At 64.7% G+C, this 25757-nt stretch carries 21 protein-coding genes and 3 pseudogenes; 19 read left to right on the top strand and 5 right to left on the bottom strand.

Features of this window, described 5'->3' with window-relative positions; all coding sequences use genetic code 11:
- Window positions 1-24: 24 nt before the first annotated feature.
- Complete coding sequence (locus tag F8S13_10795) at window positions 25-453, top strand: hypothetical protein (GenBank protein KAB8143485.1); 429 nt, start codon at window positions 25-27, stop codon at window positions 451-453.
- Between the two features lie 98 nt (window positions 454-551).
- Here the strand turns inward: F8S13_10795 and F8S13_10790 are convergent, their stop codons facing one another.
- Window positions 552-1412, bottom strand: a complete 861-nt coding sequence (locus F8S13_10790; protein ID KAB8143484.1) for an alpha/beta fold hydrolase — start codon at window positions 1410-1412, stop codon at window positions 552-554.
- 912 nt (window positions 1413-2324) lie between these two features.
- Between F8S13_10790 and F8S13_10785 the strand changes: the two are divergent.
- The 12 genes and pseudogenes from F8S13_10785 (at window position 2325) to F8S13_10730 (ending at window position 17122) form a co-directional block, all read left to right on the top strand.
- A pseudogene (locus F8S13_10785) lies at window positions 2325-2957 on the top strand (bacillolysin).
- 453 nt (window positions 2958-3410) lie between these two features.
- Window positions 3411-3896: pseudogene (locus F8S13_10780) on the top strand (hypothetical protein).
- A gap of 1114 nt (window positions 3897-5010) precedes the next feature.
- Window positions 5011-5187: pseudogene (locus F8S13_10775) on the top strand (heparin-binding hemagglutinin).
- 212 nt (window positions 5188-5399) lie between these two features.
- On the top strand, window positions 5400-5819 hold the full coding sequence (locus tag F8S13_10770; GenBank protein ID KAB8143580.1) for a PQQ-binding-like beta-propeller repeat protein: 420 nt from the start codon (window positions 5400-5402) through the stop codon (window positions 5817-5819).
- A gap of 1239 nt (window positions 5820-7058) precedes the next feature.
- Window positions 7059-8207 carry a PQQ-binding-like beta-propeller repeat protein gene (locus F8S13_10765; GenBank protein ID KAB8143483.1) on the top strand — a complete coding sequence of 383 codons (1149 nt, stop codon included), beginning with the start codon at window positions 7059-7061 and terminating at the stop codon, window positions 8205-8207.
- Window positions 8208-8213: 6 nt separating this feature from the next.
- A complete protein-coding gene (locus F8S13_10760; protein ID KAB8143482.1) occupies window positions 8214-10478 on the top strand; it encodes a PKD domain-containing protein in 2265 nt (754 codons plus the stop codon).
- A 211-nt stretch (window positions 10479-10689) separates the two neighbouring features.
- Window positions 10690-11421 (top strand): DUF4261 domain-containing protein, encoded by a 732-nt coding sequence (locus F8S13_10755; GenBank protein KAB8143481.1) that lies wholly within the window; start codon window positions 10690-10692, stop codon window positions 11419-11421.
- 105 nt (window positions 11422-11526) lie between these two features.
- The gene (locus F8S13_10750; protein KAB8143480.1) at window positions 11527-12528 is read left to right on the top strand and encodes an aldehyde dehydrogenase; all 1002 of its coding nucleotides are present in this window, start codon (window positions 11527-11529) and stop codon (window positions 12526-12528) included.
- Window positions 12529-12738: 210 nt separating this feature from the next.
- The gene (locus F8S13_10745) at window positions 12739-13425 is read left to right on the top strand and encodes an urease accessory protein (GenBank protein ID KAB8143479.1); all 687 of its coding nucleotides are present in this window, start codon (window positions 12739-12741) and stop codon (window positions 13423-13425) included.
- A gap of 1156 nt (window positions 13426-14581) precedes the next feature.
- Window positions 14582-15565, top strand: a complete 984-nt coding sequence (locus F8S13_10740; GenBank protein ID KAB8143478.1) for an acetylxylan esterase — start codon at window positions 14582-14584, stop codon at window positions 15563-15565.
- A 133-nt stretch (window positions 15566-15698) separates the two neighbouring features.
- Window positions 15699-16328, top strand: a complete 630-nt coding sequence (ureG, locus tag F8S13_10735) for an urease accessory protein UreG (GenBank protein KAB8143579.1) — start codon at window positions 15699-15701, stop codon at window positions 16326-16328.
- Complete coding sequence (locus F8S13_10730; GenBank protein ID KAB8143477.1) at window positions 16325-17122, top strand: hypothetical protein; 798 nt, start codon at window positions 16325-16327, stop codon at window positions 17120-17122. The genes ureG and F8S13_10730 overlap by 4 nt, the downstream gene beginning before the upstream one ends.
- Here the strand turns inward: F8S13_10730 and F8S13_10725 are convergent.
- Window positions 17119-17397: a SelT/SelW/SelH family protein gene (locus tag F8S13_10725; protein KAB8143476.1), complete on the bottom strand. Its 279-nt coding sequence runs from the start codon at window positions 17395-17397 to the stop codon at window positions 17119-17121. The genes F8S13_10730 and F8S13_10725 overlap by 4 nt on opposite strands.
- A gap of 71 nt (window positions 17398-17468) precedes the next feature.
- Between F8S13_10725 and F8S13_10720 the strand changes: the two genes are divergently transcribed.
- The 3 genes from F8S13_10720 to F8S13_10710 all read left to right on the top strand — a co-directional run bounded on the left by F8S13_10720 (window position 17469) and on the right by F8S13_10710 (window position 19908).
- Window positions 17469-17936, top strand: coding sequence for an NUDIX domain-containing protein (locus F8S13_10720; protein KAB8143475.1), 468 nt, complete (start codon window positions 17469-17471; stop codon window positions 17934-17936).
- 58 nt (window positions 17937-17994) lie between these two features.
- Window positions 17995-19149, top strand: a complete 1155-nt coding sequence (locus F8S13_10715; GenBank protein KAB8143474.1) for a radical SAM protein — start codon at window positions 17995-17997, stop codon at window positions 19147-19149.
- A 120-nt stretch (window positions 19150-19269) separates the two neighbouring features.
- Complete coding sequence (locus F8S13_10710; GenBank protein ID KAB8143473.1) at window positions 19270-19908, top strand: NYN domain-containing protein; 639 nt, start codon at window positions 19270-19272, stop codon at window positions 19906-19908.
- 28 nt (window positions 19909-19936) lie between these two features.
- On the opposite strand, the gene F8S13_10705 is transcribed toward F8S13_10710, so the two are convergent.
- The 3 genes from F8S13_10705 to F8S13_10695 are packed head-to-tail and all read right to left on the bottom strand — an operon-like array spanning window position 19937 to window position 22301.
- Entirely contained in the window at window positions 19937-20776 is an 840-nt protein-coding gene (locus F8S13_10705; GenBank protein ID KAB8143472.1) for a hypothetical protein, read from the bottom strand.
- 42 nt (window positions 20777-20818) lie between these two features.
- Window positions 20819-21631 carry a uroporphyrinogen-III C-methyltransferase gene (gene cobA, locus F8S13_10700; GenBank protein KAB8143471.1) on the bottom strand — a complete coding sequence of 271 codons (813 nt, stop codon included), beginning with the start codon at window positions 21629-21631 and terminating at the stop codon, window positions 20819-20821.
- Window positions 21624-22301, bottom strand: coding sequence for a bifunctional precorrin-2 dehydrogenase/sirohydrochlorin ferrochelatase (locus tag F8S13_10695; protein KAB8143470.1), 678 nt, complete (start codon window positions 22299-22301; stop codon window positions 21624-21626). The genes cobA and F8S13_10695 overlap by 8 nt, the downstream gene beginning before the upstream one ends.
- 249 nt (window positions 22302-22550) lie before the next feature.
- Here F8S13_10695 and F8S13_10690 point away from each other — a divergent pair, with 249 nt between their 5' ends.
- The 3 genes from F8S13_10690 (at window position 22551) to F8S13_10680 (ending at window position 25734) form a co-directional block, all read left to right on the top strand.
- Complete coding sequence (locus F8S13_10690) at window positions 22551-23267, top strand: phosphoadenylyl-sulfate reductase (protein KAB8143469.1); 717 nt, start codon at window positions 22551-22553, stop codon at window positions 23265-23267.
- 109 nt (window positions 23268-23376) lie between these two features.
- Complete coding sequence (gene sat / locus F8S13_10685) at window positions 23377-24546, top strand: sulfate adenylyltransferase (protein KAB8143468.1); 1170 nt, start codon at window positions 23377-23379, stop codon at window positions 24544-24546.
- A gap of 33 nt (window positions 24547-24579) precedes the next feature.
- On the top strand, window positions 24580-25734 hold the full coding sequence (locus F8S13_10680; protein ID KAB8143467.1) for an ABC transporter substrate-binding protein: 1155 nt from the start codon (window positions 24580-24582) through the stop codon (window positions 25732-25734).
- Window positions 25735-25757: the final 23 nt, after the last annotated feature.

Raw genomic sequence — 25757 nt, 5'->3', positions numbered from 1 at the left:
AAAAGCTGTTATAAGGACTCTCTTATGAATTCTAATCCCACTACCCCACCTTCTGTATCTAAAACACAAAGATTGTCCAAAATTGAGCATATGTTACGCTTGATGATCATTGCTCTGCATCATTCTTTTGCTCTAGCACCACTCTTGGTCATAGGCTGTTTATATGTCTTTTCCTGGCGTGCTGCATTTCTGATTGGCCATTGGCCTCAGCCAAGTATTGATGACCCGAAATTTATTGCCCCTGATTGCCGCATATGCGATGCTCTCTATATGCTCACTTTACCACTTTTGCTATGGCCATTTATAGCGTTAGTTGCCTTTCCTTTTCTTTCTTTGGTGCTCCGACGTGTATACCTATGGCGATGGCAAACCCTACTGATTATCGTTTTTGTCGTAGGTTGGCTTCTTCTGATAGCTGATCCAAGCGAGCGGTTGTCGTGGTACTTCGATTAGGTGGTCTGCTGTCTTGATATGATCGTACATCAGCGCAACGGCGACCGGGCAACGCTACAAGCATTGCCTACGGTCGCCGGGGCGCCAGACGCACAGGCCTACGGGTTGTACGTCAGGAAACCGCGTACGATGTCGATGAAGGCCGCGTGGTCGTCGGCCAGGATGGAGTGGCCGCTGTTCTCGAAGATGCGCAGCTCGGCGCGGGGGATGGCGGCGGCGATCCGCTCGGCGTTCTCCGGCGGGCAGATCCAGTCGTGGCGCGCGCCGATCACCAGGGTGCGCGCGGTGATCTTCGGCAGCTCGGCGGTGATGTCGTAGCTGCGCAGGAAGCCGCCGAAGCCCTGGTTGATCGCCTCGTACGAGAGGATCTGCCGCCCGCGCTTCTCGGCGCTCTTGGCCGGGTCGAAGCTGCGCGAGTAGAGCGGCCCCATCACGTCGAAGTACTCGGCCAGCTGCTCATCGCTGGTGAAATTGCCCGCCCACAGCGCCTCGGCCACGCGCCGCTGCTCGTCGCTGCCGCGCTCGGCCAGGATGCGCTGGGCCTGCGCCAGGAACTGGTGGTCGGGCGTGGTGACGCCCGCGATCAGGTGCGACACGCTCTCGGGGTAGCGGGCGGCGTAGGCCAGCCCCACCATGCCGCCGTACGAGAGGCCCAGCACGGCGATCTTGCCCAGCCCCAGGTGCTGCCGCAGCGCCTCCACATCCTCCACGTTGTTGTCGAGCGTGTAGGTCTCCTGCGGGCCGCGCGCCGAGCGCCCCTGCCCCCGGTGGTCGATGTAGACCACCTGCAGCTTGTCGGTCAGCGGCGGCAGCGCCGCCTTGTAGCCGGTGTGGTCGCCGCCTGGGCCGCCGTGCAGCGCGAAGAGCACCGGCTTCTCGCGCATGGTCGGCCCATCGGGCACCAGGCCCGCGCCATCGATGTCGAAGTAGATCTCTGTGCCGCGTATCTTTGCTCGCATGGCCGCTCTTTTCTGCTTGTGCTTGGCTCCGCCGCCCCTATTGTAGCGCCGATCTGGTCGGCTCACCAATGTTGGGCGGCGGTGCTCGTTCTGCGAGATGCTGTCCTCTGCTATTTGGTAATGGAGGGAAAGCCCGAGATATGGTATGAGAATCCCTACACTTTGTGATGATTCGTCAGAATCTATCGATATGCCCGAAGAATCCGTGTATACTACCACGCATAGCTCAATCCCAGCGCCTAAACTATAGATATCTTCCACGTTGTGCGGCGATCGGTGGATGTGATCGTACGCTGATGGTACGGGTGGCCTATGGCACACCTCTATTTTGTTATGTAGGAAAAAGAGCGTATTTTGCCACTCGTACTATTTTTCTCGGAAAGCATCTTTATTCATAGGAACGCTCTTTTCTGACCAGTTATCAGATCATAAAGAAGCGGAGGAGACATCGGCATGAATCTAACACTGCGAATGCTCGTATCGCTCGCTGCGCTGTGCGCGCTGCTGGGCGTGGTGTCGCCCGCGCTGGCGGCGCGGCAGCCCCAGCTGGCCCCGGCCCAGGCCGAGCCAGCTGGCCCTGGGCTGCTGGGCCAGCTGCGCGCCCAGGCCAGGGGCGACGTGCGCGTGAGCCTCAAGCGCGCTACGGGCGTGGCCAGCATGGTGCGCGTGCCTGCCGGGGGCGACCTGCTGCCGCAGGCCAAGGGCGGTATGGCGGCCAAGGCCAGCAGCTTCATGGCCAGCTACGCCGGGCTGTTCGGCATCGCCAGCCCCGCGCAGGAGCTGCTGCCGATCGGGGTGGAGCGCGACGCCTACGGCGGGGGCCGCGTGATCTTCCGCCAGGTCTACCAGGGCGTGCCGGTGTTCGGCGGCATGCTGGTGGCCCGCTTCGACGCGGGGCAGGCGCTCACCGCTGTGGCGGGTGTGGCCGCGCCCACGGCGGCGCTGGATGTGACGCCCAGGCTGAGCGCAGCGCAGGCCGGGGCCGTGGCCGTGCGCGAGGTGCTGGCCGACCCGCCCGCCGACAGCGCGGGCCAGCCCGCCACGCTGCAGCCCGCCGACCTGTGGCCCGCCGCCGCCGACCTCTACATCTACCGCACCGGCCTGGTGCGCGATGCCGAAGGCAGCAGCCAGCTGGCCTACGAGGTGACGGTGACGAACGGCGGCAGCGTGCGCGAGCGGGTGTACATACAGGCCAACGTGGGCAAGGTGCTCAACCGCTACACCGATATCGAGAGCGGCCTGCACCGCGTGTTCTACGAGCAGGACACTGACCACCAGGTCTGGGAGGAGGGCCAGGAGTTCCCCGGCACGCTGAACATTGATCAGCAGCGCATCATCAACGCCAGCGGCGACGCCTACTACTTCTTCCTCGACAGCTTCGGGCGCGACTCGTACGATGCCCACGGGGCCTCGCTGCGCACTGTCAACAACGACCCGACGATCCAGTGCCCCAACGCCAACTGGAACGGCATCACCACCAACTACTGCGACGGCGTGAGCGGCGACGATGTGGTGGCGCACGAGTGGGGCCACGCCTTCACCGAGTACACCCACGGCCTGGTTTACCAGTGGCAGCCCGGCGCGCTGAACGAGTCCTACTCGGACATCTGGGGCGAGACGGTGGACCTGATCAACGGCACCGGCACCGACTCGCCCGCTGGCGCGCGCGCCGATGGCGGCTGCTCGACATACGCCTACGCGCCCGAGGCCATGCTGGAGATCACCGCGCCCACCTCGATCGCGGGCAAGTGCCACGCTGGCGAGGCCCTGTTTGGCCCCGCGCTGACCGCGGCGGGCGTCTCGGGCCAGGTGGTGATCGGCCTGGATGGGGCCGACAACACCGGCTGCACCGCGCTCACCAACGCGGCGGCGGTGAGTGGCAAGATCGCCCTGCTGAACGATAGCGCCGCGTGCAACGCCCCCAAGAAGGTGCGCGCCGCCCAGACCGCCGGTGCCATCGGCGCGATTATCGTCAGCGCCACCTCGGCGGCGGATGATATGAACAATATCGTGCTGAACATCACCATCCCCTCGGTGCGCATCTCGAACGAGAACGGCCAGCTGATCAAGAACGCCATCGCTGCTGGCGAGACGGTGCAGGCCACGCTGAAGGCTGGGCTGTTCGGCCCGGCGGATGACTCGTACCGCTGGCTGATGGGCGAGGACGCGACCGCGTTCAACAAGGCGCTGCGCGACATGTGGAACCCCGACTGCCTGGGCGACCCGGGCCGCGTGGCCGATGCCAACTACTACTGCAATACCGCCGATGGCGGCGGCGTGCACACCAACTCGGCGGTGCCCAACCACGGCTACGCGCTGCTGGTAGATGGCGGCAGCTACAACGGCCAGACCGTGGTGGGCCTGGGCCTGGTGAAGGCCGCCCACATCTACTGGCAGGCCCAGACCACCTACCAGACCCCGGTCACCGGCTTCGCCGAGCACGCCGATGCGCTGGAGCAGTCGTGCCAGGATCTGATCGGCCAGCCGCTGAAGGATCTCTCGACCTCGCCCGGCGGCTCGGGCATGTCCGCCGAGCTGATCACCGCCAGCGACTGCGAGCAGGTGGCCAAGATGACGCTGGCCGTGGAGCTGCGCACCGCGCCCACCCAGTGCAACTTCACCCCGTTGCTCGACCCCAACGCCCCCGACCTGTGCGCCGCGCCCGACCAGATCGCCGAGCCGATCTTCGCCGAGGACTTCGAGCAGGGCCTGGGCGCGTGGACGCTGACCAGCACCGGCGTGTACACCGGCTGGCCGGGCCTGAACTGGGTGGCCGACACCACGCTGCCCGGCGGTAGGGCGGGCGGCGCGGCCTACGCCGTCGATCTGACCGGCGGCCAGTGCGGCGTGCCCAACGGCGATATCTCGGGCGTGCAGTCCATGGAAAGCCCCGCGATCACCATCCCGGCGGGCGCGACGCCCAAGCTGGCCTTCGAGCACTACGTGGCCAGCGAGAACAAGTACGACGGCGGCAACCTGAAGATCAGCATCAATGGCGGCGCGTACGCCCTGGTGCCCGCCAGCGCCTTTACCTTCAACCCCTACAACACCACGCTGGCCGCCGCACCCAAGAACACCGACCCGCTGGCCAGCCAGGCGGCCTTCAGCGGCAGCGATGGCGGCCTGGTCTTTGGGTCGTGGGGGCAGTCGCAGGTGGATCTGACCAAGCTGAACGTGGCGGCGGGCGACAGCATCAAGCTGCGCTTCGACTTTGGCAACGACGGCTGCGGCGGCCTGGACGGCTGGTACGTGGACAGCGTGCTGGTCTACACCTGCGTGCCCAACCTGGCCCCCACGCCCGCCGACGATGCCTACACCACAGCCCAGGGCGGCGTGCTGGCCGTGCCCGCGCCCGGCGTGCTGGCCAACGACACCGACCCCAACGCCACCGACACCCTCACCGCCACGCTCACCACCGATGTGGCCCACGGCACGCTGGCCCTGCTGGCCGACGGCTCGTTCACCTACACGCCCGAGGCCGGTTTCTTCGGCAGCGACAGCTTCACCTACACCGCCGTCGACTCGAAGGGCGCGACCGGCGGCCCGGCCACCGTCGCCATCACAGTGCTGATGGCCACCGCCACGCCGACGCTGACGCCGACCGCGACGAGCACGGCCACGCCGACCGCGACGCTGACACCGACCGCGACGACTACGGCGGCGCCGACCAAGACCCGCACGGCCACGCCGACAAGTACGCGAGCGCCCGGCACGGCTACGCCGACCGCCACCGCCGCGCCTGGCACGGCCACGCCGACCACCGCGCCGACGGTGACGCCTGCGCCTGGCCCCGATACCACCAGCATCTACCTGCCGCTGATCGTGCGGTAGCTGGGGTGGAAAAATAGGATTGTATACAGCAGCGCGCGGTAGCCACCAGCTATCGTGCGCTGCTGTGTGTGGGATATACTTCATATCAACTTAATCTAAACCAAAAAGATTGAGGATATTGATATTATAGATAATTGACAACAGGGGGCACTTTAACTGCGATGGAGTCCCCCACCATTGGGGAGTGGGGCATATCTCTATGTGCCGTCGAGCTATGGCATATCCTGCCTTAATCGTAGTACCGGCGAGGAGCTGTGGGTCTACCCTACCCGTGGGGAGATCCGCACCGCGCTGGCCGCCGCCGATGGCTACCTGGTGTTTGGCTGCCACGACGGCTACTACCGATATGCTCCATGCGCTGAATGCGCTGCCGCTGCCAAAGGTTTTTCAGGTGGTGATCCAGCTGGTGAGCGTTTCTGTACCGCGCATCATCAAGATCGGCGGCGACCTGCTGACCAAGGATGGCCTGGTGGCGGCTCTGATGCGTATTTTCGAGGCGACGGGGCAGCTCTGGGAGAGCTTCGTGTCCTTTGTGTACCACGGCGGCGTGAAGCTGCTGACAGACATAGGATTTGATGAGGGCAGTGTCGTTGTTGGTGGGGTGCTCAATCGCCTTGGCTCCTCGCTGCCTGATGAGACATTGCGCAACCTGGATGGGTTGGCGGATCGGTTTGTGGCCAATGGCGTAGAGCTGAGCGATGATGTGGCCGATGGGATGGCGAAAGTCGCCGATGATCTTGGCCCTGATGCAGAGTGGTTCTATGCTGGAGCTGGCTGCTTTGCCCAGAGTGTGGCGTTCAAGCCCCGTGGGCTGGCAGCGCCGGTTCGTAGCCCGCTCGCTGCGGCCACACTTGACTGTCCTGATGCGGCGAAAGCGACGCTACTCTATAAGCAATTTGGCAATAAGTGGTCGAAAGAGAGTGTGAATGGTCTTGGATGGGCTATTCATCATAATGGTGAGGCCTTTGTTGAGCAGGCTATTCAGCGGTTTCGGTTGTCATATTCGGATGAGACAATTGAGAAGACGTTTCGGCTTCTTCAAAAGCAATCTGAGCCTTGGGTGAATAAGGGTTATGATGGACTTATTAAAACAGTGAATAGATACGGAGAAGATTCTACTAAGGCGATATTTGGTGCATATGGATCGAAGGAGACAAGTAAGCTTGTATTTGAGTGGCTTGATGGGTTTTTAGATGTACCGACGTCAAGTTCGGGTGATTCTATGGCTGAACTCATTAGAAGCCTAGCTGGCTATGCTAAAGATGAGAAGGATGTTAATAAGGTCGGAGCATTCTTTGAGCTTCGTTATGGTACTGAGGTGATAGGTGTTGATAATATAGATACATATCAACATTATGCCCCTAATACAGATGGTGTGCTTGCGAAAGGCATGGATTTTATTACCAAGGACGGAAGGTATATAGATTTGAAAAACTGGGAAAGACCTAGTCGTAATTATAATGAAATTGTGGATCAATTTAAGAAGTATGTAGGGTTGGCTGTTGATGCAGATGGTAATAAACTACAAGCTCGATATGGTAGTAGAAAGTATGAGTATGTATTCCGATCAAAAGAAGATAAGACGATGGTAAAACTACTTTGCGATGTAGCAAGAAAAGCAGTCGAATCTGAACTTATGGATGAGGATGACTTTGAAGAATTTACAATACGATTTATGGGGTGGGATAAAGCTGTGTATATAGGACCAGTAATTGCTAAAGAGGCAAAAGTTATCGTTGGCTGTCATTAATGTAGAGATATATTATATGAGGTATATTATGAGTCTGAAGATTATTCATCCATGGGTTGATATCTATGTGTGACATGAATCTTGTGAACCATGTTGCTCCCGAGATTGCACCGCCCCTGCACTTGGTATGGCGCTACCACACCCGCGTTTACAACTGGGCGACCGCCGCAATCCAAAATGGGCGTGTCTATATATCACCCAATAGGATTATTGCGATGGAGTTGGAAACGGGTGCTCTCATCTATGAGACGGGGCCATTTCCAGGGATTCGACATATACTGCATCTTACCGATGGCCTACTCATGTTTGCTTATGATGATGGGATTGGTGCGCTTCATCAAGCCGATGGACTACCCGCTTGGCAGGTGACTACCAAGAATGTGCGGGAAATGATGCCCTTATGTGAGCAAGGGATAGCCTATTGGCTTAGCCATACACCGTTCATTGATACTCATGTACCACGTAGGTCTTATTTATATGCCTATGATATCCATCAGCAACACATGCGCTGGCGCGCAGATTTAGGGATCTATGTGTCTAAATCGTTTATTCCCGCTCTAGATCAGGGTGTCATTTTTGGCATCTGTGATCAACAAGTGGCAGCTCTGCGTACCAGCGATGGGTCGCTGATCTGGTCTACCCCCCTCGAACCTGGGGAAAAAGCTCGTTGGAATATCGTGGCGGATGGAACGACGGTGTATGTACCGCTCGAATGTGGACGGTTGCTGGCCTTGGATCGTGGGACAGGGCAGGTGCGCTGGGCGATCCCATCGAGCCTGTATCACCCCCAGCGCCAGGGCATCAATGCGCATACAGGCGTCACCTTGGCCGACCAGCGGCTGTATTTGGGCACTGATGCGGGGATTAGCTGTGTCGATGCGGCGACAGGTGCGATTATTTGGGAGCGAGAGCGGGATACTATTCGTGGCAGGGGAGCCTTTCGCTGTCACGATGCCCCACCATTGGTGAGCGGCGCATATCTCTACGTGCCATCGAGCTATGGCCTATCCTGCCTTGATCGTAGTACTGGCGAGGAGCTGTGGGTCTACTCTACCCGTGGGGAGATCCGCACCGCGCTCGCCGCCGCCGATGGCTACCTGGTGTTTGGTTGCCACGATGGCTACTACTACTGCTTCGCCGACGATACCCACCCGCCCGTACCCAAGCCGCGCGGGCGGCGCGTCAAGCCAAAAACCTCAGAGTCTGAAGGGTAATCTGGTATGCCACAGATACAACACCCCCGGAGCCTGCGCCTCGCCACGGCGGGGCTGTGCGCCCTGCTGGCGGTCGGCGCCGCCCAGGCCCAGCCCGCCGCCGACGGCTGGATCGTGTGGGAGACCGACGCGCCGGTGCAGCGCGTGGCCTACGCCGCCGGGCACGTGTGGAGCGGCCACTACAAGGGCGGCCTGCGCGCCTGGCAGCGCGAGACGGGTGCCGAGGTGGCCTACACCAGCGGCTCCGGCCTGCTCGGCGACGACATCTTGGCCATGGCCCCGGCGGGCGATGGCAGCCTGTGGGTGGCGGCGCACGATGGCAGCATCAGCCACATCGGCGCGAATGGCGCGGTGCTGCCCAGCACGCCGCCCAATCTCGGCGCGGCGCGGCCCTGGGATCTGGCCGCCCGCGACGGCGACCTGTGGATCGCCACCCACGGCGGCGGCGTCACCAGCGTGATCAGCGGCACCGCCACCACCACCACCACCACCTACACCGCCGCCAGCTCGGGCCTGCCCAGCGACGACATCTACGCCATCGCGCTGGATCGCGACGGCAGCCCGTGGGTCGGCACCATCGGGTACGGGGTTGCGCATCTGGTCGGCGGGGCGTGGCAGATCTACCGCCCCACGGCCAGCATCGCCAGCCCGGTCGACCCCAGCGCGCAGGTGGCCAACAAGGCCATTGTGGATATCGCGGTCGATGCGGCGGGCAACAAGTGGTTTGCCACCGATGGCTCGGGCGTGCTGGTGCTGGATGCCGCCAACCAGCAGTGGGCCAGCTACACCAGCGCCAACAGCGGCCTGAGCAGCGATTTCGTGCAGAGCATTAGCATCGACAGCGCAGGCAACTACTGGTTTGGCACCCTGGGCGGCGGGGCCAGCCGCCTCTCCGCTGACCGCACGACATGGCAGCGCTCGGCCAGCGGCTCCACGCCCCTGCCTGATGACGACATCCTCGGCATCGTGGCCGATGCGGGCCAGGGCGTCTGGATGGCCTCGTATGACACTGGGCTGGTCTACAGCGGGCCGCTGAGCGCGCCACTGGTCGAGATCGACCCGCGCGGCAAGCCCAGCTACACCCTCGGCGAGAACAAGGGCTACTATGTGTGGCTTGACCCCGCGACCTACCTGTGGCACGTGGCCTGGACCGGCGACGATTTCGCCCACACCTTCTCGGGCTGGGTGCAGTCGGATGCGCCCATCCAGCCGGTGGGGGCCGACTACGAGGGCGGCGACAGCGTGACGGCGGATGGCAGCCGGATCACCTTCACCGCGACCGAGCAGCGCGGCGAGGACTTCATGGTCTTTGCCCTCGACCGCGCCGCCACACAGCTGCAGCTCTACCTGCAGATCGACGGGGCCTACTACCCCTACAGCATCTCGCTGGGAGAGCTTGGCAGCAAGCCCGCCACCGCGCCCTTCACCCTGGTGCCGCCCCAGCCCCAGCCGCCGCAGGTGCAGATCGAGCCAATGGAAACGAGCTACGAGGGCGACCCGCTCATGTTCAGCGGCATCCTCACCGATACCGACAGCCCCGATGGCCACGCCTACCGCTGGGATCTGGGCGATGGCACGGTGGTGACTGACACGCTGTGGCCCGAGCACGCCTACCGCGACGACGGCATCTTTACCACATCGCTCACGATCACCGACGCGCATGGCCTGGCCTCGACTGCCGCGATCACGGTGGCCGTCGAGAACGTAGAGCCGGAGGTGTGGTACTTCAACGAGCCAGAGCTGCCCTTCCAGAACGAGCAGGTGCTCTTCGTCGGCTCGGCGGATGACCCGGGCAGCGCCGACGCTCTGACTGCCACCTGGGATTTTGGCGATGGCAGCCAGCCGCTCGTCACCAGCGCGCTGACTGTGACGCATAGCTTCAGCGCCGTGGGCACCTACACCGTGACCCTGCAGGTCGCCGACGACGATGGCGGGGTGGGCGTGGCGAGCTACCCGGTGCAGGTGGTAGAGGGCTACGGCACCCGCACGCCCACGCCGACCAGCACGCCCACACCGGTAGGCACGCCGACCAGCACACCCACGCCGACTGCGACGAGCACGCCGACCGCGACGAAAACACCCACAGTAACAAGTTCGCCAATCGTTATACCAACATCCACTAGGACGACAACACCAACGTTTACTGTGACGAGGACGCCAACCGTTACCAAAACACCGACCCGTACACCGGTAGGCACACTTACACCAACTCGTGTTAACCCAGGACCCTGCACAGGGAAGTGTCTAGATCCAACAGATACACCCCAATAAAGAGCGAGAAATATCGTTATTCGGAGTCAGCAGGCGGGCCAGATCACCCCTGACCCGCCTGCTGCTTTCTCGCCCCGCCGCTCGGTCGGGCCGCCGCAACGTGTGGGAACCAAACCTCTACGAATGTTGGCGTGAAGCGTGCTACAATAGAGCCATCACGCGGGGCTGCGTGTGGAACGCCGCTTCGCGTCTTTGTGGAAAACAGGAAGGTATGCAGGAAGAGCTTCAGATTGTTCTGGCGATCCCCGGCGAGTGGCCGACGCGGGCCGAGATGGTCGCCGCTATAGTCCGGCAGGGCCGCTTCCTCTTTTCGGGCGATATCATCACCGATCTGCGGACGCAGCTGAGCTACAGCCTCGACATCCACGAGCGCGACGAGCACCTCATCCCCGCGATCCTGTTCGCGGGCCAGCACTCGATGACCCCCGCCGACGCCGAGCGTCTGCAGCGCCACACCTTTGTGCTCTACCTGATCGGCCCCGGCGGTATGGCCCCCGCCGCCCGCGATATGATGACCGTGGCCGACAGCCTGCTCCAGGCCGGCGGCTCCGCCATCCAGGTGTCTACCTCGGGCGCGGCCCACAGCCCCGCCTACTGGCACCTGCTCACCGAGCACCGCACCAACGGGGCCGCACTGTTCGACACATACGTCACGTTTGCCCAGCAGGGTAGCCGCTTTTTCTCGGTTGGCATGCACGTGTTCGGCCTGCCCGACGCGCTCATCGAGCACGCGGGCGACCCGAACGAGGCGGGCGAGCTGCTGCAGACCTTCCTGCTCTACACGCTGCTCGAAAACCCGCCGCTCAAGGATGGGCACGCCTTCCGCGCCGACCCGCAGTCGCCAGCGTACCGGCTGGCCTACGGCCCAAGCGATCTGCAGGAGCCGGACAACCTGATGTATAATCCGTACGGAATATGGCGATTAAGCGTGATCACCGAGTAGCCGCCGCTGGCGCATGCTCGATGGCGGTGTCGCCGTCTTCTGGGAGTGAAAAGCTGCAGCTCTGCTGTATTCTTGGACAACCCGATCTAACTGAGGAGGATCACCATGGGTAAGGTTGCTATTCACGGCTTCGGCCGCATTGGTCGCACGCTGATGCGCATCGGTCTTCAGCGCAATCTGTTCACGCCGTTCTCGATCTCCGACATCAAGGACACCGACACCCTCGGCTCGCTGTTCTATGTCGACTCCAACTATGGCCGCTGGCACGAGGATGTGACGAGCACCGAGACGGGTATCACCGTCGGTGGCCGCGAGATCCTCTACTTCAACGCCATGAAGGAGCTTCCGAACTGGGGCGAGCTGGGCGTCGATCTGGTGGTGGACTGCACGGGCCGCGCCACGGCACGCCCCGGCGCGCAGGCCCACCTGGACCGCGGCGCGAAGCGCGTGCTGGTCTCCGCCCCCTCGAAGTCGAAAGAGGACGCCGACGCGTTCCTGCTGCCCGGCATCAACGACGACACCTACGACCCCGAGCAGCACAAGATCGTCTCGATGGCCAGCTGCACCACCAACGGCCTCGCGCCGGTGGTGAAGGTGCTGATCGAGAACTTCGGCATCCAGTACGGCCTGTTCACCACGGTGCACGCCTACACCAACACCCAGTCGCTCACCGACCAGCCGATGAAGGATCGCCGCGACTCCTGGGCCGCCGCCGAGAACATCATCCCCTCGTCGTCGGGCGCTGCCAAGGCGCTGGGCTACATCTACAAGGGCCTGAACATCACCGGTAAGGCCTACCGCGTGCCGGTGCGCACCGGCTCGATCGTCGAGCTGAACTGCGTCACCGAGAAGCCCGTGACGGTCCAGGCCGTCAACGACGCCTTCCGCGCCGCCGCCGCCACCGCCCCGCTGAAGGGCGTGATGGGCATCCTGGAGGGCGAGTGGGCCTCGTCCCGCATCGTCGGCGAGTCGCACTCGTCGATCGTCGACCTGCCGCTGACGATGGTGCAGGACAGCAACTTCCTGTCCGTCGCCGCGTGGTACGACAACGAGTACGGCTTCACCTCGCGCCTGGCCGAGATGACCGCCAAGCTGGCCAACAGCTAGGCTCGATTGGTTTAACCACCAAGGCTCCAAGACACCAAGTTTTCTCTGGTGTCTTGGAGCCTTTTTTGTTGTTAACACGCTGGGCTTCAAGATACCCTTGGCGTCTAGGCGGCTTGGTGGTAAAGTGGTCATTCCACACATAAACGACCAACAAGTTCTTGGTGTCTTGGAGTCTTGGTGGTAAAGCGGTTTTTTGCTAAAGGAACACCTATGAACGCCGCATCGCTGTTCGCCGCGCTCCAGCTGGCCGACTCGTTCTTCCCCACCGGCATGTTCACCCAGTCGCACGGGCTGGAGCGCCTGGTCGAGCAGGGGCTGGCGGGCGAGGCCGCGGTGGCCGCCGTGGTGCGCAGCTATGTGCTGCACGTGGCCGCCCCCGGCGACGCGCTGGCGGCCCGCTGGTGCGCCCGCGCCCTGGCCGAGGGCGACCTGGACACGGTGGCCCAGATCGACGCGCGGCTGGAGGCCACCAAGCTGGCCAGCGAGGGGCGGCTGGCCTCGCGCCGCTGCGGCGGGCGGCTGCTGCTGCTGGCCGCCGAGTCTTTTGGCGGGCCGCACCTGCCCGCCTACGCCCGCCGCGTGCGCGCCGCGCAGGCCCACGGCCACCAGGCCGTGGCGCTGGCGCTGGCCGCCCACGCCGCCGGGCTGGCCGAGGACGAGGCGGTGGCGGTGGAGCTGCACAGCTTCACGGTGAGCCTGGTGAGCGCGGCCATCCGCCTGGGCGCGCTCGACCACGTGGCCGGGCAGCGCCTGCTGTTCCAGGCCCACCCCGCCATGGCCCAGGCCGCCGCGCTGGGCCGCGACCTGCACTGGCGCGACATCGGCGGCTTTGCGCCCGAGATCGAGCTGGCCCAATTCCAGCACCCGGCGGGCGGCATGCACATGTTCGTGTCGTGATCGATTTACCGCGAGGGGAACGATTCACCACCAAGACACCAAGAGACGCGAAAAACAAATACCGCGAAGACGCGAAGGCGCGAAGGGATCGATTTACCTCCAAGACTCCAAGAGGCGAAAAATCCGAGAAAGAGCAGATGCCCAACCCTACTCACCTGACCCATGCGGCGAAGGTGCCGCACGTGCACACTGGCCATATGCACGAACACCAGCAGCCAGGAAACAGCATAGGAACGCTCAACATTGGGGTTCCAAGGGGCATCGCCCTCAACAGGTGCCACTTTTTTGTGTGGGGCTTCTCGATGCGGCATATGACGAAAGAACGCGTGCCAAGCTATGCACCGCATGTGAGGTTGAGAATCTCACCCACCCGGCCCATGCGGCGAAGGTGCCGATAGTATTTTGATGGCCATATGCACGAACACCAGCCGCCAGGGAACAGCATAGGAACGCTACAAATTGGGGGTTCCAAGGGGGCTACGCCCCCTGGCGGGGTTCACAGGGGCTGGCCCCTGTGCGCTGCCCGCGTAGGGCATCCACCCACCAAACAAGTACCACCGCTATCGCTGATGGGGAAAAGGCCCAACGCTGGCGTAAATTTGATACCACGTGAGGGGCCACGCTTCCTCGCGGGGTTACGAAGGGCTGGCCCCTGTGCGCCGCCCGTGCAGGGTGTGCGCCCACCAAGCGCAAAGATCTATCATCAAAAATACCCGCATAGCAGTATTTTACGCAGTAACACACATGATCTATCTTTGAATCACAGACCGAGCCTCTTGAATCACAGACCGAGCCTCTTGAATCACAGACCCGCTATTAAAGATAGAAACCCATCTATAAATGCGACAAAAGAGGCAAGTGTGTTGCCCGAGAATCTTGGAACCTTTGCGTCTTCGTGGTAAAGCGGCTCTTTGTGCTCTCTTGGAGTCTTGGTGGTAAAAAATCTGCGCGCTGCCCGAGGGCTCATAGGCCATGTCTGTTGTGCCTGCTACCCTTTTGCTGCTTGTCGTGGAGGTGGCAAATCGGTTTTCCCTTCGTGCCTTCGCGTCTTCGTGGTAAAGGTTTCTTGTGCTCGCTTGGAGCCTTGGTGGTGAAAAGCCCTCTCGTCCGTGGTATCATAGCGCCGTCCGCATTCGCCAGAAGAAAGAAGTGACCCATGGCGTTCTTCGACCTTCCACTGGATCAGCTGCGCACCTACCTGCCCGAGCGCGAGGAGCCTGCTGATTTTGACGCATTTTGGCGCGATACCCTGGCCACGGCCCGAGCCTTCGACCTCAATCCCGTGTTCGAGCCGGTGCGCGACCTGCGCTTCGCCACCATCGATGCCTACGACGTGACTTTCAGCGGCTACGGCGGCCAGCGCATCAAGGGCTGGCTGACCATGCCCAAGCAGCGCGACGGCAAGCTGCCCTGCGTGGTCGAGTTCATCGGCTACGGCGGCGGGCGCGCGTTTGTGACCGACTGGACGCTGTGGTCCTCGCTTGGCTTCGCGCACCTGGTGATGGACACGCGCGGCCAGGGTTCGGGCTGGCAGGTGGGCGACACCGGCGACGCCGAGCCGGAGGGCAGCAACCCCCACCACCCCGGCTACATGACGCGCGGCGTGGCCAGCCCCGAGACCTACTACTACCGGCGGCTGTTCACCGACTGCGCCCGCGCTGTCGAGGCCGCGCTGGCCCACGAGGCCATCGACCCCGCCCGCGTGGCGGTGACGGGCGGCAGCCAGGGCGGCGGCATGAGCATCGCCGCCGCCGCGCTCTCGCCCAATGTGGCGCTGGCCATGCCCGATGTGCCCTTCCTGTGCCACTACCGCCGCGCCACCGCCATCACCGACGGCTACCCCTACCAGGAGATCGTGCGCTACCTGCTGGTGCACCGCGACCAGGTGGACCAGGTGTTCTCCACGCTCTCCTACTTCGACGGCGTGAACTTCGCGGCGCGTGCCAAGGCGCGGGCGCTGTTCTCGGTGGGCCTGATGGACGAGATCTGCCCGCCCTCCACCGTCTTCGCCGCCCACAACCACTGGGCGGGCGAGAAGGACATCCGCATCTACCACTACAACCACCACGAGGGCGGCGGCAGCTTCCAGACCATCGAGAAGGTCAAGTTTGCCCAGCGGCACCTCCAGGGCGAGAAGTAGCGCGGGCCACGGAGCGGGCGCGGGTGTTCCCTGCGCCCGCGGTTTTCCCACCCAGGCACCACACGAGGAGAGCGCCATGCACACCCACGACCACGAGCACACCCACCCGCACACCCACGACGACCCCCTGCCCATGGGCTGGGGCATCGGCAGCACGCCCCGCGTGGGCGTGGGCGGCCCGGTGGGCAGCGGCAAGACGGCCCTGATCGAGCGGCTGGTGCCCATGCTGATCGCGCGCGGCTACCCGCCGCTGGTGATCACCAACGACATCTACACCCAGGAGGACGCCCAGCACGTGCGGCGCACCCTGGAGGGCGTGCTGCCCGCCGAGCGCGTGGTGGGTGTGGAGACGGGCTGCTGCCCCCACACGGCGGTGCGCGACGACCCGACCATGAACCTGGCCGCCGCCGCCGAGCTAGAGGAGCAGTTCCCCGATGGCCGCGTGACCCTGCTGGAGAGCGGCGGCGACAACCTGACGTTGACGTTTAGCCGCGCTCTGGTCAGCTACTTCATCTTCGTGATCGATGTCTCGGGCGGCGACAAGATCCCGCGCAAGCGCGGCCCGGGCATTATCACATCCGACCTGCTGGTGATTAACAAGACCGACCTCGCGCCCTACGTGGGGGCCAGCCTGGATGTGATGCGGCGCGACGCCGAGGTGCAGCGCCAGGGCAAGCCGTTCGTGTTCACCAACTGCGCCACCGGCGAGGGGCTGGACGCGGTGCTGGAGGCCGTGATCGGCGTGATCGAGCGCGGCGCATGACGACGGCCAGCGTGAGCCAGCGCCAGCGCGGCGCGATGGACGTGGCCCTGGCGCGCGACGGCGCGACCACCCGCGCGGCCCGGCTGGCCACCCACCCGCCCATCCAGCTCTCGCGGCTGCGCTACGACCAGCCAGACGCGCCCGGCATGGCGGCGCTGACCATGGTGCACCTGGGCGGCATCCTGGCGGGCGACCGCTACGATCTGCGGGTGGCGCTGGGCCAGGGGGCCGAGGCCGCCATCACCACCGCCGCCGCCACGCAGGTCTACCGCATGCCCGCGCTGCACGCCGAGCAAGCCCTGGAGCTGCGGCTGGAGGCGGGCGCGCGCCTGCGCTGGCTGCCCGAGCCGACCATCCTGTTCGGCGGGGCCGATTTTCGCCAGGAGACGCGGGTGCTGCTGGGGGCGGGCGCGCGGCTGGCGCTGCTGGATGTGCTGGTGCCGGGGCGGCTAGCGCGGGGCGAGCGCTTCGCGTTCCGGCGCTACGCCAGCCGTGTGGAGATCTGCGATGCGGGCGGGCGGCTGCTGGCCGCCGAGCGCTTTGCGCTGGAGCCTGGGCAGCAGCCGCTGGATGCGCCCGGCGTGCTGGCCGCGCAGCCGGTGGCGGGCAGCCTCTACCTGCTGGGCGACACGCTGGACGCCGCCGCAGGCGTGGCGGCGCTGGCGCGGCGGCCCGGCCTGGGCGCGACCGCGCTGCCCGGCGGGGCGGGGCTGCTGGTGCGCGCCCTTGGCGACACGGGCAGCGCCGTGCGCGCCGCGCTGCTGGGGGCCATGGCCGATCTGGGCTGGGTCTAGCGGTCGGAGTGGCCCAGCGAGCGGCCTGGGGCCACGCGGTCGCGGATGATCTGCTTCAGCTCCTTCAGCTCGGGCAGGTGGCCCTCGTCGGCGCGCGACCACACCAGCTCGCCGTCGAGCCGCACCTCGAACACCCCGCCGCTGCCCGGCGCGAGCGCCACCTCGCCCAGCTCCTGCTCGAAGGTGGTCAGCAGCTCCTGCGCGGTCCAGGCGGCGCGCATCAGCCAGCGGCAGCCCGTGCAGTAGCGGATCTGGATGCGTGGTTTCTCCTCCATAGGCTCCCTCTTTTCTTCTCATACAATTCTGGCAAGCAGATCGTACCACAGCTTTGAGAAAGGATTGATCCATGGCCCACTATCTCTACGGCGAGCGGATCGGGCGCGAGGCGAGCATCCGCCTGGGCTGCAGCGCCGTGCTGCTGGATGCGGGCGGCGGGCGCGTGCTGCTGACGCGGCGCACCGACAACGGGCGCTGGTGCCTGCCCGGCGGCGGGGTGGATGCGGGCGAGAGCGTGGCCGAGGCTGTCGAGCGCGAGGTCTGGGAGGAGACCGGGCTGCGGGTGCGGGCCACGCGGCTGCTGGGCGTGTACAGCTCGCCCGACATGCTGGTGGCCTACGCCGACGGCAACCGCTTCCAGCTGGTGGCGCTCAACTTCGTGGTCGAGCAGGTGGGCGGCGAGCTGCGGCTGAGCGACGAGACCACCGAGTACGGCTTCTTCGGCTGGGATGAGCTGGAGCAGATGGACATCATCGACCCGCATGTGGTGCGCCTGCGCGACGTGCGCGCGGGGGGAGATGCGCCGTATATGCGCTAGCGGCATCGCCATGGCCTATGCTATAATGAGAACATATGTTTTATCTAGAGGTAAGGCCATGGCAGCGCTGATCTTCGAGCCGGACATCCAGCAGAAGCTGCACATCCTGGGCGGCGAGGCCGAGGACGACGTGACCAGCGTGCCGACGTCGGCCCCCACCCCCGGCGGCCTTCGCGGCGCGGCCAACATGATCTACGAGGCCAAGCGCCCCGGCGGCACCACCAAGCTGATGAAGGTGCTGCAGACGAATGCGTGCCGATTCAGCTGCTCCTACTGCTTTACGTCATGCGCCATCCGCCGCCAGCGCACCACGTTTAAGCCTGACGAGCTGGTGAGGACGTTTGGCATCCTGCGCCAGAGCCGCCGCGCCGAGGGCCTATTTCTCTCCTCGGGGATCGTGCCGGATGCGAACACGACCATGGAGAAGATGCTGGCCACCGTCGAGCGGCTGCGGCTGCGCGAGGGCTATACCGGCTACATCCACCTGAAGCTCATCCCCGGCGCGGCGTTCGAGTATATCGAGCGCGCGGTGGCCCTGGCAGATAGAGTCTCACTGAATCTAGAGGCCCCCAACGCCGAGCGGCTGGCCCAGCTCTCCCCCGACAAAGAGTTTACCAGCAGCATGTGGGGCCGCATGGCCTGGGCCGCCGAGCTGATCCGGCAGGCCAGGGCCACAGGTGCGCCAGGCGCGAAAAGCCTGACCACGCAGTTTGTGGTGGGGGCGGCGGGCGAGAGCGACCGCGAGCTGATGGCCACGGTGGCGCGGGCGCACCACGAGCTGGATCTGCGCCGCGCCTACTTCAGCGCCTTCCGCCCGATCGACGAGTCGCCGTTCGCCGACATCCCCGCCGAGGATCCGGCCCGTGAGCTGCGGCTGTACCAGGCCGAGTTTCTGCTGCGCGACTATGGCTTTGCGGTGGAGGATCTGCCGTTTGATGAGGGTGGCCTGCTGCCCCGCGACCGCACGCCCAAGCAGGCCTGGGCCGAGCGGCACCTGCACGAGCCGGTCGAGGTCAACCGCGCGCCGCGCCAGGTGCTGCTGCGGGTGCCTGGCATCGGCCCAGCTAGCGCCGACAAGATCATCGCGGCGCGGCGCGCGGCCAAGATTACCGATCTGGGCCAGCTGCAGCGGCTGGGCGTGGTGGCGGGCTGGGCCGCGCCCTATGTGCTGCTGGCAGGCCAGCGGCCCGCCGCTCAGCTGGCGCTGTGGTAGGCGCGTATTATAGTTTGACAAAATGGGCGTTCAGTAGTATAGTATTTCCACATCCCCTCTGTCTTTTCGAAGACAGAGTGCGAGACCGTATCTGTTTCAGATGCGGTCTTTGCTTTATTAATGGACAAAAATGTGAAAACGAACATCTACGTTGATGGATTTAACTTATATTATTGTGCAGTCAAAGGTACTCCATATAAATGGCTGAACATACATAAACTATCTACTTCTTTATTACCACGCCATACTATCAACTCTATTACGTATTTTACGGCACATGTGAGTGCTCGGCCAAATGATCCAGATCAGCACACTCGGCAACAGCTATATTTACGTGCACTACGCACTATCCCAAATTTGCAGATAGTCCTAGGGCACTTCTTGACTAGCTCTGTGATGATGAGGCTTGTAAGTCCACCCCCAGGAAGTAGCCCATATGTAAATGTTATTAAGACAGAGGAGAAAGGATCGGATGTAAATATTGCGACGCATCTTCTAAAGGATGGCTTTATGGGTGAATATGACGCTGCAATATTAATTACAAATGATTCGGATCTCGTTGAGCCAATTAAAGTTATAAGAAAAGATTTAGGATTGGTTGTGGGTGTTCTGAATCCAAATCCTCGGCATCCAAGTGTTGAATTAGGAAAACATGCATCATTTCAGAAACCTATCCGTCAGGGTGCCCTAGCGAGTAGCCAGTTTGATGATACGCTTGCAGATGCTAATGGTACGTTTAATAAACCTTCTTCGTGGTAATGCGCTTGGATAAGCTCTCGTAGTGAGCTTATTTTTCTATCTTGATTTCAGAGCGAATCCTCTGTACCTCGGCGGCGCGGTCGGCCAGCGGCCCTAGCAGCGCGCGGTCGTAGCCCAGGTGCTCGGCCAGCACCACAGGGGTGTGTGGGAAGCGCGCCCCGGCCTCGCCCACCAGCTGCGGCAGATCCTCGGCCACATGGTTGCCCATCTGCAGGAAGTAGGGCACCGCGACCACGCGCCTCGCCCCATCCCCCACCGCCGCCTCCACCGCCGCGCCGATGCTGGGCGCGTTCAGATCCATAAAGCAGACTGCCACATGCGCGAACTTCCCTGATGCCCGCACTCGCTCGGCCACCTGGTAGATCGGGCGGTTGTTGCGCCCGTCGGGGCTGCCGTGGGCGATCATTAGCAGCGCGGTGTGGGGCGGGGGCGGGCGCTGCCAGTGGCGCTGGGAAGCCTCGGCGGCGCGCTGGGCCACCAGCCGCGCTAGGGCCGGGTGGTCGCCCAGCGGCGCGGCCTGCGCGATCGGCACGCCGGGGTGGGCCAGCTGGCAGGCGCGGAGCTGCTTGGGCAGCGCGCTGGTGACAAACCAGCCCGGCACCAGGAAGTAGGGCAGCACCGTGATCGTTTCCGCCCCGCGCGCGATGCAGCGCGCCACGCCCTCGGCCACCGAGGGGCGGGTGTAGTTGAGAAACGCGGCCTGGGTGATCGGGGCGGCCCCCGCCGCGCGCAGGTGGCCCGCGAGGCGGATCATGGATGCGCCCGAGCCAAGCCGCAGGCTGCCATGCCCCACCAGCATCACCGCGTGGCGGCGGGCCTCGCCGCGCGGCTGCGCGGTAGTCGTCGAGATCTGCTGCGCCAACAACATCGCCTCTCCTCCTCCTGCTCTGCTGTGTACGCGGGTGTGTCTTTAGCGCTGGCCGCGCGCCACGGCCAGCGGCTCGGCTGCGGGCGCGGGCTGGATGCCGTGCTCGGCGGCGAACCAAGCCAGCCGCTCGCGCAGCCGCACCACCTCGCCCACCACGATCGCTGCTGGGGTGCTGACCCCGGCCTGCTGCACGGCGTCGGCGATATTCTCAAGCGAGCCGACCACCACCTGCTGGGCGGCGGTGGTGCCGTGGCTGATCACGGCGGCGGGGGTGTCGGTGGGCCGACCGTGGGCGATCAGGTGCGCGGCGATCTCGGCGATGCTGCCCAGCCCCATCAGGAACACCAGCGTGTCTGCGCCCTGGGCCAGCGCGTGCCAGTTCATACGGGTCTCCATGCGCGAGGGATCTTCGTGGCCGGTGACGATCGTCACCGACGAGGCCGCCTCGCGGTGGGTCACGGGGATGCCCGCGTAGGCGGGCACGCCGATGGCCGACGAGATGCCCGGCACCACCTCCCACGGGATGCCAGCCGCCGTCAGGGCCTCGGCCTCCTCGCCGCCGCGCCCGAACACGAAGGGGTCGCCGCCCTTCAGCCGCACCACCCGCCTGCCCGCCTGGCCGTGGGCGACCAGCAGCTGGTTGATCGCGGACTGCGATGCCGAGATCTTGCCGCTGCGCTTGCCCACGGCGATCAGCAGCGCGTCGGGGCGGCACTCCTCCAGCAGCTGTGGGCTGCTGAGCGCGTCGTACAGCACCACGTCGGCCTGCTGCAGCCTGCGCAGCCCCTTCACCGTGATCAGTTCGATATCGCCGGGGCCAGCGCCCACCAGCGAGACAAAGCCGGTGCTACTCATGGGTGTGCTCCTTGGGCGTTTGGTGTGGCTGCTCGGGCGCGGCTTCCGCCAGCGCCTGCGCCACGATCTGGGCGATCTGCTCGTGCTGGCCGCCGCGCACCAGGGCCAGCGCCTCGCGGCTGGCCAGCCTGCGCAGCAGGGCTGTGCGTGCGGCGGGGGGCAGGCTGCGCGCGGGGCCGGCGCGGATCTCGCGCAGCAGTGCGAGCAGCGCGGCGTACTCGTCGCCGTAGGCGGCCTCAAGCTCGCGGCGGATGGCGGCGGTGAGGGATGGGCTGGCTCCGTTGGTGGTGGCGGCAATCAGCAGGTCGCCGCGCCGCACGGTGGCGGTGGTGGTCCAGCCACCCTCCTCGGGTGCGTCGCTGATGTTGGCCAGCACGCCGCGCCTGCGGGCCTCGTCGGCCACGGCAGCGTTGACGCCGCGCACGTTGGTGGCGGCGATGGCCAGCGCGGCCCCGGCTAGGTCGCCCTCGGCGTAGGGGCGGGCCTGCCATGTGATCTTACCTTCGGCGTGCCAGGCTGCGAGCGCTGCGGTGATCGTGGGGCAGATCACCACGGGACACGCGCCGCCCTCGATCAGCCCTGCGATCTTGCGCTCGGCGACGCTGCCCCCGCCTATGACAATAACACGGGCCTGATCGAGCTGGGTGAGGATGATCGGGTATGCGGGCATGTAGTTTGTCGAGTTTCTTGCGGTGGCTGCGCGCTGTGCGGCAGCGCGGGCGGCGGTAGAAGAAGGCCGAAATCAAGAAGTTATTGCTTGACAAGCGCCGAAATTATAAAGTACTTGACAAGTAAAGTCAACTATAATATTATCCTAAGTAACTAGAGTGTATTGCACAACATTTACACCGTGCGCTGAGGCATGAACCCGCTGGCCACCCTGGCACAGCCGGGTTTCTCTTTGTGGAAGGCGAGATCGATGACAACTTCTGTTGCGTTTGATACGGAACGTTGGTCGAGCGATGAGCTAGATGCCATCAATGCCCGATTCCGCAACGCCCCGTCCGAGGAGCTGCTCGCGTGGGCCGCCGACACCTTTGGCCAGCAGCTTGTGCTGACGTGTAGCTTCGGGGGTGCCTCCGGCATGGTGCTGCTCGATATGGTGGCGCGGCTGGGCCGTGGCACGCCGATCGTGTTTCTGGACACCGGCCTGCTCTTCCCCGAGACCTACGCCACCGCCGAGCAGGCGGCCCACCGCTACAATATCACGGTCGAGTACCAGCGCCCCGCGCTCTCGCTGATCGAGCAGGATGCGCAGTACGGCCCCAAGCTGCACGACCGCGACCCCGACCGCTGCTGCGGCATCCGCAAGGTCAAGCCGCTGGCCGATGCGCTCGCGCCCTACGACGCCTGGATCAGCGGCATCCGCCGCGACCAGTCCTCCACCCGCGCCGCCACCGACCTAGTGCAGTGGAACGCCAAGCACCAGGTGCTGAAGATCAGCCCGCTGGCCTACTGGAGCGAGCGCGACGTGTGGCGCTACATTCACGCCCAGCACGTGCCCTACAACCCGCTGCTCGACCAGGGCTACCCCAGCATCGGCTGCGCGCCCTGCACCAGCCAGGCGGCTGGCGAGAACACCCGCGCTGGCCGCTGGGCGGGCAAGGGCAAGGTCGAGTGCGGCATCCATCTCTAATCAAACCCTCTCATATAGCTGGCGGGCAGCTGCGCTTCTCGCGCCACCCGTTGCCCGCCAGCCGAGCTTCCCTGGCAGTGCATTGAATCGAAACGAATCCGAGGAGAGAATGGCAACACAGCAGATCCTTCCCCACGGCGGCGAGCTTGTGAACCGCGTGCTCAGCGGCAGCGCGCTGGATGATGCGCTTGCCCAGGCCGCCAGCGCGCCCACGGTGGTGCTGAACGAGGTGGGCCTGGCCGACCTTGAGCTGATCGCGACCGGCGTCTACAGCCCGCTCACCGGCTTTCTGGGCAGCGCCGACCACGAGCGCGTGATCAGCGAGATGCGCCTTTCCAACGGCACGCTCTGGCCCATCCCGATCACGCTGGCCGTGAGCGAGGAGCAGGCCGCAGCGCTGAGCGAGGGCGACCGCGTGGCCCTGCGCAGCCAGGATGGCCAGCTGGTGGGTCTGCTGGAGCTGCAGGAGAAGTACCGCGTGGATGTGCGCCGCGAGGCCGAGCTGGTCTACCGCACCACCGACGAGGCCCACCCCGGCGTGGCGCGGCTCTACCGCCAGGGGCCGGTGCTGCTGGCCGGGCCGGTCTGGCAGCTGGCCCCGATCGCGCCCTCGTTCCCGCAGCTGGCCTACACCCCCGCCGAGACCCGCGCCTACTTCGCCGAGCAGGGCTGGAGCACGATTGTCGGCTTCCAGACGCGCAACCCGGTGCACCGCGCCCACGAGTACCTGCAGAAGGTCGCGCTGGAGACCATCGACGGCCTGCTGCTGCACCCGCTGGTGGGCGCCACCAAGGGCGACGACGTGCCCGCCGCCACCCGCGTGCGCTCGTACGAGGTGCTGCTGGAGGGCTACTACCCCAAGAACCGCGTGCTGCTGGCCGCCTACCCGGCGGCGATGCGCTACGCTGGCCCGCGCGAGGCGATCATCCACGCGATCTCGCGCCAGAACTACGGCTGCACCCACTTCATCGTGGGCCGCGACCACGCGGGCGTGGGCAACTACTACGGCACCTACGACGCGCAGCTGTTGTTCGACACCTTGCAGCCGGGCGACCTGCTGGTCACGCCGGTGAAGTTCGAGCACACCTTCTACTGCCGCACCTGCGGCTCGATTGTCTCCTCGCGCACCTGCCCGCACGACCACTCGCACCACCTGATTCTGAGCGGCACCAAGGTGCGCGAGCTGCTGAGCGCTGGCGAGCTTCCGCCGCCCGAGTTCACCCGCCCCGAGGTCGCGCAGGTGCTGATCGAGGCCTACGCGCAGGCCCAGTCGGCCTAGTCGCTGCTGGTTGTCCGGTTTTTTCTGGCTAGAATGGAAAGGCGAACGCTCATGAGGAAGCTCATCTCGTTTCGGGCGATGGCGGCGGCGGCGGCACTCTTCATTCTAGCGGCGTGTGGCAGCAGCGCGGTGACCACGGCCCCATCGGGGGCGACCCATACGCCGAGCGCCACCGCGCCTGCCGCCGGGCAGGCCGCCGCCACCGAGCAGGCCGCCCCCGCCCCATCCGGCGCGGGCGTGACGGTGCGGCTGGGCTATTTCCCCAACCTGACCCACGCCCCGGCGGTGGTGGGCGTGGCGCGCGGCACGTTCAAGGATGCGCTGGGCGCGAACGCGACGCTGGATGTGAAGACCTTCAACGCCGGCCCCGCCCTGATCGAGGCGCTGTTCGCAGGCGAGATCGACCTAGGCTACATCGGGCCGAACCCGGCGATCAACGGCTATGTGAAGAGCAAGGGCGACGCCCTGCGCGTGGTGGCGGGCGCGGCCAGCGGCGGCGCGCTGTTCATCGTCCGCCCCGAGTCGAACATCGCCTCTGGCAAGGATCTTGATGGCAAGAAGATCGCGTCGCCGCAGCTGGGCGGCACCCAGGATGTGGCGCTGCGCTACTACATCCAGGAGAATGGCCTGCAGACGGCGGAGAAGGGCGGCACGGTCGAGATCATCCCGACCCAGAACGCCGACATCCTCACGCTGTTCAAGCAGGGCGCGATCGATGGCGCGTGGGTGCCCGAGCCGTGGGCCTCGCGCCTCATCCAGGAGGCCAACGGCAAGGTGCTGGTGGATGAGCGGACGATCTGGCCCAACGGTCAGTTTGTCACCACCCACGTGATCGCCAGCCGCAAGTTCCTGTCCGAGCACCCCGACCTGGTCAAGGCCTTCTTGGCCGCCCACGTCGAGACTGTGGAGTTCATCAAGCAGAACCCCGATGAGACCAAGAAGATCGTCAACAGCGAGCTGAAGCGGATCACCGGCGCGGCGCTCTCGGATGCGGTGCTGGAGGCGGCCTACAAAAACCTGGACATCACCTACGACCCCCTGGCCCAGTCGCTGTTCACATCCGCCGATCACGCCTTCGCGCTCGGCTTCCTGGGGGCCGCGAAGCCCGACCTGAGCGGGATCTACGACCTGGGGCCGCTCAACGAGGTGCTGAAGGAGAAGGGCCTCGCGCCCGTGGCCGCGCAGTAGCGGCGCGCATCGAGAAGCAGTGG

Source organism: Chloroflexia bacterium SDU3-3, from assembly GCA_009268125.1.
Lineage (GTDB): Bacteria > Chloroflexota > Chloroflexia > Chloroflexales > Roseiflexaceae > SDU3-3.
This window is presented reverse-complemented; position numbering and strand designations above follow the sequence as displayed.

Coding starts and splice junctions, on each gene's coding strand:
- F8S13_10795 (KAB8143485.1), top strand. CDS start 25: ATGAATTCTAATCCCACTACCCCACCTTCTGTATCTAAAACACAAAGA.
- F8S13_10790 (KAB8143484.1), bottom strand. CDS start 1,412: ATGCGAGCAAAGATACGCGGCACAGAGATCTACTTCGACATCGATGGC.
- F8S13_10765 (KAB8143483.1), top strand. CDS start 7,059: ATGTGTGACATGAATCTTGTGAACCATGTTGCTCCCGAGATTGCACCG.
- F8S13_10760 (KAB8143482.1), top strand. CDS start 8,214: ATGCCACAGATACAACACCCCCGGAGCCTGCGCCTCGCCACGGCGGGG.
- F8S13_10755 (KAB8143481.1), top strand. CDS start 10,690: ATGCAGGAAGAGCTTCAGATTGTTCTGGCGATCCCCGGCGAGTGGCCG.
- F8S13_10750 (KAB8143480.1), top strand. CDS start 11,527: ATGGGTAAGGTTGCTATTCACGGCTTCGGCCGCATTGGTCGCACGCTG.
- F8S13_10745 (KAB8143479.1), top strand. CDS start 12,739: ATGAACGCCGCATCGCTGTTCGCCGCGCTCCAGCTGGCCGACTCGTTC.
- F8S13_10740 (KAB8143478.1), top strand. CDS start 14,582: ATGGCGTTCTTCGACCTTCCACTGGATCAGCTGCGCACCTACCTGCCC.
- ureG (KAB8143579.1), top strand. CDS start 15,699: ATGGGCTGGGGCATCGGCAGCACGCCCCGCGTGGGCGTGGGCGGCCCG.
- F8S13_10730 (KAB8143477.1), top strand. CDS start 16,325: ATGACGACGGCCAGCGTGAGCCAGCGCCAGCGCGGCGCGATGGACGTG.
- F8S13_10725 (KAB8143476.1), bottom strand. CDS start 17,397: ATGGAGGAGAAACCACGCATCCAGATCCGCTACTGCACGGGCTGCCGC.
- F8S13_10720 (KAB8143475.1), top strand. CDS start 17,469: ATGGCCCACTATCTCTACGGCGAGCGGATCGGGCGCGAGGCGAGCATC.
- F8S13_10715 (KAB8143474.1), top strand. CDS start 17,995: ATGGCAGCGCTGATCTTCGAGCCGGACATCCAGCAGAAGCTGCACATC.
- F8S13_10710 (KAB8143473.1), top strand. CDS start 19,270: ATGGACAAAAATGTGAAAACGAACATCTACGTTGATGGATTTAACTTA.
- F8S13_10705 (KAB8143472.1), bottom strand. CDS start 20,776: ATGTTGTTGGCGCAGCAGATCTCGACGACTACCGCGCAGCCGCGCGGC.
- cobA (KAB8143471.1), bottom strand. CDS start 21,631: ATGAGTAGCACCGGCTTTGTCTCGCTGGTGGGCGCTGGCCCCGGCGAT.
- F8S13_10695 (KAB8143470.1), bottom strand. CDS start 22,301: ATGCCCGCATACCCGATCATCCTCACCCAGCTCGATCAGGCCCGTGTT.
- F8S13_10690 (KAB8143469.1), top strand. CDS start 22,551: ATGACAACTTCTGTTGCGTTTGATACGGAACGTTGGTCGAGCGATGAG.
- sat (KAB8143468.1), top strand. CDS start 23,377: ATGGCAACACAGCAGATCCTTCCCCACGGCGGCGAGCTTGTGAACCGC.
- F8S13_10680 (KAB8143467.1), top strand. CDS start 24,580: ATGGAAAGGCGAACGCTCATGAGGAAGCTCATCTCGTTTCGGGCGATG.